The sequence below is a fragment of the Spongiivirga citrea genome, from assembly GCF_010671565.1.
GTDB classification, from domain to species: Bacteria; Bacteroidota; Bacteroidia; order Flavobacteriales; family Flavobacteriaceae; genus Spongiivirga; species Spongiivirga citrea.
Window position 1 is genome coordinate 231,799 of sequence record NZ_JAABOQ010000001.1, and the last position, 12,424, is coordinate 244,222.

9 protein-coding genes and 2 tRNA genes are annotated in these 12,424 nt (G+C 34.9%); 3 read left to right on the top strand and 8 right to left on the bottom strand.

The window, feature by feature from the left end; translation table 11 throughout:
* The first annotated feature begins 67 nt into the window (after positions 1-67).
* From GWK10_RS01055 to GWK10_RS01065, 3 genes are all read left to right on the top strand, one after another.
* Complete coding sequence (locus tag GWK10_RS01055) at positions 68-427, top strand: BlaI/MecI/CopY family transcriptional regulator (RefSeq protein ID WP_164029046.1); 360 nt, start codon at positions 68-70, stop codon at positions 425-427.
* Entirely contained in the window at positions 427-3,294 is a 2,868-nt protein-coding gene (locus GWK10_RS01060; RefSeq protein ID WP_164029047.1) for a M23/M56 family metallopeptidase, read from the top strand. The genes GWK10_RS01055 and GWK10_RS01060 overlap by 1 nt, the downstream gene beginning before the upstream one ends.
* A gap of 516 nt (positions 3,295-3,810) precedes the next feature.
* Complete coding sequence (locus GWK10_RS01065) at positions 3,811-3,963, top strand: SsrA-binding protein (protein ID WP_164029048.1); 153 nt, start codon at positions 3,811-3,813, stop codon at positions 3,961-3,963.
* Here GWK10_RS01065 and GWK10_RS01070 read toward each other — a convergent pair.
* The 8 genes from GWK10_RS01070 to GWK10_RS01105 all read right to left on the bottom strand — a co-directional run bounded on the left by GWK10_RS01070 (position 3,960) and on the right by GWK10_RS01105 (position 12,262).
* A complete protein-coding gene (locus GWK10_RS01070) occupies positions 3,960-4,469 on the bottom strand; it encodes an adenine phosphoribosyltransferase (RefSeq protein ID WP_164029049.1) in 510 nt (169 codons plus the stop codon). The genes GWK10_RS01065 and GWK10_RS01070 overlap by 4 nt on opposite strands.
* Before the next feature lie 72 nt (positions 4,470-4,541).
* Complete coding sequence (locus GWK10_RS01075; RefSeq protein WP_164029050.1) at positions 4,542-6,005, bottom strand: TolC family protein; 1,464 nt, start codon at positions 6,003-6,005, stop codon at positions 4,542-4,544.
* A gap of 4 nt (positions 6,006-6,009) precedes the next feature.
* Positions 6,010-7,377, bottom strand: a complete 1,368-nt coding sequence (locus tag GWK10_RS01080; RefSeq protein WP_164029051.1) for an ABC transporter permease — start codon at positions 7,375-7,377, stop codon at positions 6,010-6,012.
* A complete protein-coding gene (locus GWK10_RS01085) occupies positions 7,377-8,621 on the bottom strand; it encodes an efflux RND transporter periplasmic adaptor subunit (protein WP_164029052.1) in 1,245 nt (414 codons plus the stop codon). Before GWK10_RS01085 ends, GWK10_RS01080 begins: the two co-directional genes overlap by 1 nt.
* Before the next feature lie 148 nt (positions 8,622-8,769).
* Positions 8,770-10,305, bottom strand: a complete 1,536-nt coding sequence (locus tag GWK10_RS01090; protein WP_164029053.1) for a sugar porter family MFS transporter — start codon at positions 10,303-10,305, stop codon at positions 8,770-8,772.
* 165 nt (positions 10,306-10,470) lie between these two features.
* Positions 10,471-10,545 (bottom strand) — tRNA-Pro (locus GWK10_RS01095).
* Between the two features lie 30 nt (positions 10,546-10,575).
* A tRNA-Ser gene (locus tag GWK10_RS01100) sits at positions 10,576-10,659 on the bottom strand.
* 955 nt (positions 10,660-11,614) lie between these two features.
* Entirely contained in the window at positions 11,615-12,262 is a 648-nt protein-coding gene (locus tag GWK10_RS01105) for a hypothetical protein (RefSeq protein ID WP_164029054.1), read from the bottom strand.
* Between the last annotated feature and the right edge of the window lie 162 nt (positions 12,263-12,424).

The following is a 12,424-nucleotide window of genomic DNA, read 5'->3' on the forward strand; positions in this document are numbered from 1 at the left end:
AATAACTATATATTTAGTTGTATAACTATTTTTATAGTTATACATTTGAAACATCAATTGGATAATCATGCACAAACTCACAAACAAAGAAGAAGAAGTAATGCACATTTTATGGAAGCTGGAAAAAGCTTTTGTAAAAGAAGTTCTGGCCGAAATAAAAAGCGATCCGCCTCATTACAATACGTTATCTACCATTATTAGAAATCTTGAAGAGAAAGGATATGTCGCATACGAAGCTTTTGGTAAAACACATCGCTACTACCCTATTATTGCCAAAGAAGATTATCGCAAGCGATTTATGAATAAGGCTATTGAAAACTACTTTAATAATTCCTACAAAAACGTTGTTTCCTTTTTTGCGAAAGAAGAAAAAATAAGCGTAGAGGAGTTAAAAGAGATCATCAAACTAATAGAAAAGAAGCAATAATGAAGGAGCTATTTATATACCTAATTAAAGTAGCAGCTATTACAAGTCTTTTTTATGCATGCTATCAGTTATTTTTAAAAAGAGACACTTTTTTCAAAGCGAATCGGCATTTTTTATTAGCAGGACTAGTAAGTGCAATTGCGCTTCCTTTTCTTGTTTTTACTAAGGTGACTTACATTGAAAGACCAGTTGTTGAAGCTAGTACTGTATTAATGACCAATGCAAATTTTCAAACGGCTACAATACCTGTTCAAACTGAATCCGAAATTAACTGGCTTGCAGTTTTGGCTGTAGTTTATGTCATTGGAGTTCTAGTAATGATGAGTAGATTCCTTCTTCAACTACTCGCGCTACGCAGGTTGACCAAAAATAAAAAAACTGTGAAAAATGGTCGATTCAAGCTAGTGATGGTAGATGATGAAATTGCTCCTTTCTCATTTTTTAAAACAATTGTATACAATCCAGATTTATATTCAAAAGATGAGCTTGATGCCATTATAGAACACGAGCAAGTGCACTGTAGACAATTACACAGTTTAGATATGGTACTATCAGAAGTCTTTCTGGCATTCCAGTGGTTTAATCCATTTGTATGGCTTTACAAACGCAGTATTCAACAAAATTTAGAATTTATTGCGGACAAAGAAGCCTTAGAAACCTTAAATGCATCAAAAATATATCAGCAGATACTATTAAAAGTTTCCTTAGGAAATTACTGCACAGCTGTTGTAAACAACTTTTTCAATTCATTAATCAAAAAACGAATTATTATGATCAATCAACAAAGTTCGCACAAGCGAAATTTATTCAAAATGGCATTTATCTTGCCATTGCTAGCGCTCTTTTTATATAGTTTTAATGTAAAGGAGGAAACGAAGTTTAAACCTTCAGTTAATGAAACTAGCGCCGTTTCATTTATAAGTCCTATTGCGAAATCGGACCTACAAAATATTTCATCTGGTTTTGGAATGCATAAAAGCCCATTTACCAAAAAGCAAGAATTTCATAACGGAATTGACTTAGTTGCAATCAGAGGAACTAAAGTTTTTGCGGCCGAAAGTGGTACTATATCTTTAGCAAAAAAGGATGGAAAGCATGGGAATAGAATAATCATTAATCATAAAGGCTCTTATCAAACAAGATACTCTCATTTGCTTAAGTTTAATGTCATTTCTGGCGATCAAGTAAATAAAGGAGACGTAATAGCCTATGTTGGTAGCACAGGACTTTCTACCGGACCACATTTGCATTTTGAGGTTTTAAAAGATGATGAATTGCTTGATCCTATTTTGGTAGTACCTACATTCAATAAAGTTGTTAAAGCCGACCACTATTTCATTACTAGGGCTTCAACAGCTCAAGAAATAAGCGCGATCGAAGCAGCTTTTAATAAGTCTAATAAACAGGTAACTATCACGTTAAATCCTCAGTTTGATGCAACTAGTAGACTACTCAAGAAAGTAACTCTTGTGCCACTTTTTAGCAGTGAATCTAAATCGGATACCAAGGTTATTGTTGACTTTAATAAATCCAAAAAATTCTCATTTTTTTATGACAAAGAGCAAAACGGTATTGTTACTAAAAATGGTGATGAAAGTGGCTTCCTAATTTTGCCAGATCGTTTTATGATTCCCGATTTATATAAAAATCAGTCTCAAGAGAAAGAAGAGAAAATGGGAAAAAACCCATTGATCATTCTAAATGGAAAAGTGACTGATCTAAAAGACACTAAAAATGAAGAGTTGCATATTCTTGGTGAACTTAAAATGATTAAACCTAGTAGCGCCATTAAGAAATATGGCAAAGACGCCAAGGATGGTGCATATGAGGTAAAAGGTGAAATAAAAGTTGTTCCCAAAAGTGGCTTTCAGGTTAAGATTACTAAAAATATGAGTGATGTTCAACTTGAAGAATTAAAAAAAGAGCTGAAAGACAAACATGGATATAAACTAACATTTGATAATGTTAAGCGCAATGATAAGGGGCATATCACATCAATTTCTATTAAAATGAAGGGGGAAAAAGGTGTTGTTTCTTCAAGCGAATCAAATCCATTAGGTATAAAAGATATTCATCTAGGAATTAATGAAGAGGGTAGTATTTATATGAAGTCCGAAAAAGAAGATGAAGTTGAAATAAAAATACAAGGAAGCGTCATTCAAGAAAAAGAAGTTGAAATTGAAGAGGAGAACGAAGAAAAAGAAGAAGAAATAGAGGTAAATGAGGAGAGTGAATGGAAAGTATCTTCAGGCATGGTTATTAAAGAAGTTGAATACGACGACGAAAAAGAAGTTGCACAACCTTATCAGATTAAAACTGCTGCTATTTCAAAACTGAAATATGAAGATGGTGTCGATACTGAAAAATATGAATTTGTTTTTGTTGTAGGAAAGAATAGTAGTGATACCTATTTAAATGATATGGTCAAAGAATTGAAAACAACTTTCAATATCGGCATGAAAATTTCGAAGCTAAAACGCAATAGCAATAATGAAATAACAAGTATCAGAATCACATTGAATGACAATAAAGGCAATAAGAGCAGTGCCACATTTAAAAAGGGCAATAACCCAATACCCAATATTGCTGTTGGCAAAGAAAATGGCAACTTAATAGTACGATCTATATCAGATACACATAAACCAGATACCGACTATTTGTACCCAAGCGGCCAATCATTCAAAGTAGAACCTGGACTAACCCCACTTCATGTTTTGAATGGCGAAATAATAAGTGAAGAAGATTTTGCGAAACTAGATTATAATAATATTGAATCAGTTAATGTTTTAAAAGGAAAAGCTGCAAAAAAACTATATGGTGAAAAAGGAAAGAACGGCGTTGTCGTTGTCATAACCAAAAAGAAGTAGTATACATTCATATTTTCTTTGTTAAAAGGCACCTCAAAGTAGGTGCTTTTTTTATGTCAGGATTTGTAGGAAAAAGATGAAACATGCTAAAAGCGATCTTTTTTTAACGAAAACCCCCTTGGTTTTAAAAACCAACCTCAAAAAGTCCCTACAATTATTATGATTCATAACAATTAATACCTTTTATACTTTCAAATAAAAACTTTATTGAAGACTTTATTTTAAATATCGAAACACAATCTATATTTTCACTTATATATGTGTATTCACTTATATAGATTTTGATAAAAACGTTTGGTGGTGAGATTTCAATTCATCTATATTGGCTGAACAATCAACAAACACAAACAATTATTAATCTCTAAAACCAACACAAAATGATCGCTTTACTTGTTTACGTCGTTACTACTGCATTAGAAGTTCTTATTGGATAAGCACATCTAAACAACCACTAAAAGGCTACCCAAAATCCTAGGCTGGGTAATTTTTAGTACATTTCGGCACAAATCATACTATATGAAGCGAAGCTGGTTTAAATTTTTAGCTACGATTAATAAAGCCGTACTACCTAGTTTTACTAAAAGACGTTTGGATCTTGCCAAAGCCAAAAAATGGCAAATGGCTATATTCGGATGGAAATTGTACGTAACTAAACGTGCGTTAGACTAGTATTTTAATACTGATTTTACTGGAAACTCCAGTTTATCACTTCCTTTTAAAAATTCCAACTCCATTACAAAGTTGCATTGCACGATGATTCCTCCTGCTTTTGTCACTAAATCACATACTGCTTTTGCCGTACCTCCTGTAGCAAGCACATCATCATGAATAACCACACGATCACCCTTTTTTATAGCATCGGTATGCATTTGTAGTCTATCTGTACCATACTCCAACGCGTAACTCTCTTCAAACGTATCAAACGGAAGCTTACCTGGTTTACGAACGGGTACAAATCCGGCATTTAATGTACCTGCTAGCATAGGGGCAAATAAAAACCCTCTAGATTCAACACCTATCACTTTATCTACTTCAAGATCTTTTACCTCAGCGTACAGTTTACCAAAACAAGCTTTTAAGGCCTTAGGATCGGCTAAAAGTGGTGTAATATCTTTAAAAACTATTCCTGGTTTAGGAAAATCGCGAATATCTCGAACGTATGATTTTAAATCCATTTTTGGTTTAGTGCTTTTGTGGGAATAAAGGTAATGAGTTATCCATCTTTTGGTTCAACCAAGAAATCTTATTTAGTCAAAAACTAAATCCTCTGCTCTGATCTTATCTTTTTCAATAAAATCATACAGCGTAAGACGACGAAGTGTGTAATAGTCAACCCAAAACTTCTCTAAAGATTCTAGATAGTCTACAATCGCAATATCCTTTTCTTGCTGGGCTAAATTAAGGTCGGTGATGGTAATCTTACCTAGAATAAAACGAGCTTTAGAAATATCATAACGCTTTGCTGCAACTTCTTGAGCTTTCTCTGCTGTAGCTAAAAATTGACGTTGGTTAGACCAATTAAGTGTATGCAGGTATATTTCCTGCTCAAATGCCTCTTGATCCTGCTCAATATTGGTATTGGTAAGCTCTAGGTCGGCCTCTGCTACTTTGCGCTCTGCTTTTGAAACACCCCAATCAAAAATTGGAACACCTAAACGCAAACTAACACTTTGTTGCCTTAGGTAGTTACCAAACAACTGGTCAAAATCATTCCCATTTTGAGAAATACCAAAATTGGCATTTAAATTTATTTGCAGTCTATTCGTTCCTTTTACGCGGGCAACTTCTTTTTCCGCTTGCAAACGTCGTCTCCTGAATTCGATTACCGCTTTTCGATTATTCTGTGCCTCCTCTAAGGCTTTTTGAGTGCTTACATCAAACAATGCCAGCTCTTCTGGTACGGACAACTCAACATCCTCACTTTCTAAACGCAGAAAACGGGCTAAGTTTTGTGAAGTCTGCTTCAAATTAATCTCACTATTCGTTTTATTATTTCTAGCATTGAGCAAGCTTAATTCTAATTGCAATAATTCGTTCTCAGCAATCTTCCCAATCTTAAATCTGTTTTGAGCAATTTTATACAAGGTATCTTGATTCGCCAAATTGGTTTCTGCAATCTTTAGTTGAATTTGCGAACGCAGCAACCCGAAATAGCGTCGGCAAGTGCGCAATGAAATATCCTCCATCTTCTCAACAAAATCACGTTTGGACTCCTCGTAAAGTAGCGGTTCAATCTTTTTATCCCATTTAAATGGATTGTAAAAAAGTGAATTTTGAAAATAGTTTAATGAAAATGGGATTATATTATAACGTGTAGTTTCATTTTCACCAAAAATATCTACACGGTCTAAACGCGATTGAACAGAAAAAACACCTCCAGTAAAAGGCACATTCTGTCTAAGTGATAAATTCAAATCGGTAATAGCCTGATTTTGATTCACAAAAATATCCTGTCCCAAATCGTTTTGAATTCTAGTTACCGACTCTGAATAATTTGGTAAGGTTGCATCCAACCTAAGTCCAGGTAAAAATCCAGCCTGATACCGACGATATCCCCAGTAACCCGATTGAAATCTATTAACGGCGGCGACGTAATCCGGAGATTCTTTTTGAGCGACCTTAATCGCATCTTCTAAGGTTATTTTTTTTGTTTGTGCTTGCACACTCACAATGCACAAGACGGTAATTAGAAATAAAAGAAAGTTTCTCATAGATTTATTCAGTTCTAATGGCTTCAATTGGCTTTTTGTTGGCAGCGGCTCGAGCAGGGAAAATTCCAAAAACAAGACCTACTGTGGTCGCAACAAAAAATGATAGAATAATTGAGTTAATAGTTAAGACAGTTTCAATTCCGGAAATCTTCTCTAATAAGATCGAAGCAATTATCCCGAGAATAACACCCACAACACCGCCACCTAAACTAATTAATATGGACTCCGACAAAAACTGCATTACAACATCTTGTTTGGTTGCGCCTATCGCTCGCATAATGCCTATTTCCTTTGTCCGTTCTAATACCGATGCTAGCATAATATTCATAATTCCAATTCCACCAATCAATAATGATATTCCTGCTATGATGCTTAGTACGATATTAAAAATTTGCTTTGTTTTCTGTTGTTGTTTTAGAAGTTGAATGGGGATTGTGATCTCAAAATCAGCTACATCATTATGCTTACGTTTTAACATACGTCCAATAATCTCTGCTGTTGGTTGTAGGAAGGCAGATTCCTCAACCTGAACAGTAAGTTTATCAATTTGATGATAATTACCACGTGGAATTCTTTTTTTAGGTCCATCTTGTTGGCCACCAAAAATCATAATATTCCCTTCGGGTTGAGGAGCATCTGAGATGATTTTTCGATCTTTAAATCGAACTAAGAAGGTTTTCACTGGAATATATACATCTCGATTAAGGTCTCTTATACCTAGGTTATCCTGGGCTTCAGTAGAAATCAGCTTTTCTTCGATTACACCAATAATTTTAAGCCAAACGTTACCCACTTTAATACTCTTTCCTAGCGGGTTCTGGCCCGTGAAAAGTTTGTTTTCTACGTTTTTACCGATAATGCAAACTGGCAATGCATTTTGTTGTTGAATGCGGGAAAAATTCTTTCCCTGCTCAATATAGATATCCGATATTTTGAAGAAATTGTCATCGACCCCTATCAATTTCATGCTTTGCTGTCGACCGTTTTGAATCATATAGTTATCCATCACAATCTCTGGACTCACGGTTTTTACTGATGGTATATTAGCAAGAATGCTTTGGGCATCTAGTAGATCTAACCCTTTAGAAAAGCGAGTTGTAGTTTCCTTATCATCTCCATCCTCCTCGCTATTTTCATCTTCTTCCTTATCTTCTATTGGAGTAATAACAATATTATTAACACCAATCAACTCTAGTTGAGCGAGAATTTCTTTTTCAGCTCCTTTGCCAATTGCCAGCATGGTAATAACCGCCCCTACACCAAAAATGATTCCTAATGCAGTAAGAAATGTTCGAAGTTTATTTGCCGCAATAACGCGTATTGCTTCCTGAATGCTAGCACTCAGTTTTTCAATTAATACCTTATCGATCATTACTCTATCGCCTTAATCGATGCATCTTCATAACCGTCTGGTTTATTTAAGTAGACAACATCTCCACTTTTTAAGCCTTTCGCTATAATAATATGATCATTGTTGGCTTCACCTAATTCAACTTCTTGTTTTACAATAGAAAAACCAGATTTTTTAAACACATAATTTGTAGAATCTTTTGTAAATACAGATTCTAAGGGCGCACTTAGCACATCTTTCTTAGTATTGGTTATAATACGATTACTAGTGGTCATACCTGGACGCAAAGCATCATTGGTATTATTGAGTTTAACAAGTATTTGAAATAGTTTGACGTCCGACCCTCTCTTTTTCTCACCTACATTCGCAACTTCAGTAACTACGCCTTCAATTTCCATTTCCGGAAAAGCATCAAAACCAATTTTTACGGGAAGTCCTTTTTTTATTTTTCTAATATCTACCTCATTTGCATAGGTCTTCGATTCCATTTTAGTAAGGTCGGGTAGACTGGCTATTGCAGGGTCCCAAGGACTAATATTACCACCTACTTTTCGCTTACCACCATCCCAGTTTTTTACATAGGTTATCATACCGGGGCTGTCAGTATAAATGGTAAATGTTTCCTGCAAACTAACAAGGTCAGCCAATTTCTTTTTATTCTTAGAAACTTCTGTTCCTACTTCGATCATTTTAGCATCAGCTTGGCGTTTCTTAATTGAATAATTCTCCTCCTTTTCACGAAGGTCTCGTTCCTTTTTTTCTAGATTGATTTCTAGCTTTCTAATTGTTGCCGGCGGCTCATAAATGGACTGTTTAAGTTCTAACTGCGTTTCTTCAATTTGAAATTTGAGATCTTTTACCGCGTTACGCTCCTGCTTAAGCGTTAATGTAGTATCTAATTGTTGTTGAGTATATTTTGATTGTGCCGTTTCTAAATTGAGCTGAGCATCTAAGATTAGCTCGTTTACGCCACTGGGGTCTAATTTCCCAACATAATCTCCTTTTTTAACAATAGTCCCCTCAGGAACCAAATCTTGTATTTTAATCTGATTCAGTCTAAATCTCCTGAGGTTTGCAGGACCTTTAATCTTTTGAAGACTAGTTGATTGTAGCTCCCCCGAGATAAAAACCTCATCAATAAATTCACCTGAAGTTACTTCAGCTGTAATCATGACGTTTTCATCATCTTTACTACTAATTAGGAAATAGGAAGAAATAATAAGAAGCACAATAAGTGCTGGAATCCAAACTTTTCTGTTCTTCATCAGTTGTAGTTATTAAGGTTAGCATTTAGTAGAAATAAAACTACAATAATCTTTCCAAGCTCCACCTCTTTTAAGATAAGATTAAGTTAGGGTTTTCTTAAAGTTTATCAGATCGTTTGCAGATTGCGATAATTGATTTTTAAATAAACTATTTCGTAACTAACTCTGCTTCTATTTGTTCTAACGATTTTCCCTTTGTTTCCGGTAATATTTTGAGCATGATAAAGAATCCTAGAAGCGCTATTATTCCAAATATGAAAAATGTTACCGCATTACCTAAATTTGATAATTCCCAAGGGAACACCAATTGCACTAAAGAACTTATTAGCGAATTGATAAATGCAATAGTCCCAATTGCCAATCCTCTGTATTTATTAGGGTATAATTCTGATAACAACACCCACATTACTGGACCTAGTGAAAATGCAAAGCATGCTATAAAGCCAAGAATACCAATTAATATAAGGTTTGCATTTATGGTAGTTGCGGCTTCTAAAATGGCACCATCGTTTTTGCCATAAACTTGATTACCCAAAGCTAATTTCATATCATTTTTAAAACTCACATCGTTGTCATACAATTGATTTGCGTAAACTTCTAGTTTATTCGATCCATCAAATTCAAATGTTGTAATGTCCTCCGCTGTCAATTTATAAGTTGCGCTATTAAACCCATAAGCGCATAGTAAAAGACTTAATGCGATTCCCGCTGTACCAATTAGCAACAATGGTCTTCTTCCCATTTTATCAATAAGATACATTGCAACAAATGTGAATATTACAGAAATGGTACTTAACAATACCCCTGATGAAAATGCTGCATCTGTACCAATTCCCGTCTGCTTAAAAATGGAAGTTGCATAAAAATAAACAGCATTTATTCCTGTTATTTGCTGAAGCACTCCTACAACAAGTCCAACAATTAAAATAAACCGCAGTGCAGGTTTAAAAAGGTCTTTAATAGCTACTTTGGCCTTCGTTTTATCCGCTTCTATATTCTCTTCTATCGAGTTTATTTCAACTAACCCTCGCTCCTCTCCATGCACTTTACTTAGGACCAATTTTGCTTCTTCAAACTTATTTCTAAGGTATAGCCAACGAGGGCTCCTAGGAACAAAAAATAAGGCGGCTAAATAAAGTAATGCAGGAATTAGCTCTACTCCTAACATCCATCGCCAAACGTTTTCTTCATTTAACCAAGAGCTATCTCCGGTATACTTATTGAATAAGAAATTGCTAAAAAAGGCTGCAAAAAACCCTAATACAATATTTAATTGTTGAATAGAAACCAGCTTACCTCTATTCTCTGATGTAGATATCTCGGCAATATACATTGGTGCTAAAACCAGGGCAGCTCCAAAAGCCAATCCACCAATCATTCTAGCGATATAAAGCATTTCATAAGAAATAGCAAATGCGGACATTAAAGCTGATAGCGCATACAAAAACGCAACAATTAGGAGTAATCTTTTTCGACCATAAAAATCACTTAATCTTCCTGAAAAAATCATTGCGATCATGGCTGCGAATGACGGAGAACTCACTACCCATCCAGATTGTAATTCAGTTAAATTAAATTCAGGCCCCGCAAAATTCATAACCCCAGAAATAATTCCGGCATCGAATCCGAATAAAAATCCCCCAAGGGAAACCACAAATGAGATAAATAATAGTTTTCTAGACATACTAAATGTTTATTGAAATTAATGCGCATTATACGGAGCCGAGTAAAACTAAGGATAAAGTCTCACTTATTATGAATTGAGTTTATGGAAAGTAAATGATTTGTTACTACAGTGATGCAGTAAAACAAAAAAAGCCAGGAATCATAATGATTTCTGGCTTTTTAGTCGGGGTGGCAGGATTCGAACCTGCGACCTCCTCGTCCCAAACGAGGCGCGATAACCGGGCTACGCTACACCCCGAAAATATTTTATAGCATTGAAAGATGTTTGCGGAGAGACTGGGATTCGAACCCAGGCAACGGTTACCCGTTGACAGATTAGCAATCTGCTCCATTACCACTCTGGCACCTCTCCAATGTTTAAAGAACATTACCAAATTTAAAAGATTCTATTCTTTCGTATTCAGCGGGTGCAAATGTACTTTTTCATTTCAAATAACACAACAATTTATTTAAAATAATTAGTACTTTTTTTCAATATTCCTTGAAGCCAAAATAAGGTGTTCAATTCCACACAAATAAATACAATAGTCACTAAAAATTTGACAAAGTACTCTTTAGGATATGCCCATCAATTTTCATTTGATTTTTTAGCTTTGAAATAAATCCCACTAAAAATGGAAAATTATCAGTTGGATTACGGTATTCTTGCGATTGAGGATGTTATCATACAAATATAAACCGAGTGCTTCTCTTCAATGGACTCCAATTGCGTCGGGGCCTCTCTCCCATGCTCACAAAAATGTATGGTAACTTTTTCACACAAAAAAATGATCATGCGAGTTGCTAAAAAAACGAGATTATCTAAATCTCCCATAGCGGGCTATATTACATTACTCACCAGTATTTGGTGTTATTTGGTTTTTAGTTCGACAAAAATTTTGGGGCTTTTCTTTTTTAGGTTTTGACTTTTCTAGGGCGAAAAGCACATCCACAGAGCGACCATCGAGTACAAATTCAAATTCCATAGCTATAACTTTAAAGTGATACTTAATTACAGGTATGCCAGATAAATTGACAATACCACTCAAAAATTTATAGCCCTAATTATGCTAAAGTTATAAAAAAAAACTTTTTTACGATAACATTTCATGAATAAGATATTGTTAATCAATATGTTTTGAATCATTTTTCAGTTTTGATTTTTGAAATAAGTGATCAAACGCAGCATTCTCACTACTTATTACCGGTGAACTGTAATCTATAAACTAAATAGAAAACTAATTGCAGATCAAGCTAGATTTGAAATGGTCAAAACCAAAAAAGGCGATAACTTGCGTTATCGCCTTCTAAATTCAATTTTATTAAATCTAAGCTTTTGCCTTTTTATTCGCTGGGATAGCTGAAAGATCATACCCAGAAAATTTCTTCATATAGTCCTTAATTGTAGTACCGTATGCATCGGCAAACTTAAATGTACCACCACTGCGTAAATAGCGTTTTACATGTCCTGGACCAGCTAAATGAGCAGCCGCTAAAATACCAGATTCTGTAACTGTGATTCCGTTAAAACGTTTTCCTACAAATCGACTTATGTCTTTTCGCAATACCCATTTATTTCTAGAGGTATAGGCGATAAAGGCTTTTTCCTGCAATGCAGGGTTCTTCAAAAAACTATTTGGGTTGTAAACTCCAATTAAATGAAGTGTTCCGGTACCAAATTGGTACTTTCCCATATACCCATAGGTGTTAATACTAAAATAATTGCCTTGCGACTCTTTAAACGCAAGTGCTTCTTTAAATCCAATAAACTCCTTCCTTAAATACGGAATTGGTCTTTCGGACATAAAAATAACCTCGCTAGCCATTGGGACTTTTGCCTCCAAATTACCTTCAACTAAATTGTCAGGGTGCATGATATCACGCAACGCAACAGTTTCGTTTACATAGGTAAACCCAAAACTAACAATGATCATTAAACAAAGAACGATAGTTTTCCTACCAATCAATTTACTCATAAATATATATTTCTTTAGGTGTACCGTTAATCCATATACGATCGGTTTCTTTATTTCGATCTTACATGGCGGCGTGATGTGGGGCGCATCTACCTAAAATTACAGCCTACAAACATACTGCTATCAATAGATAGCATGGTTAAAGCTTTCCTAAAGAAATTG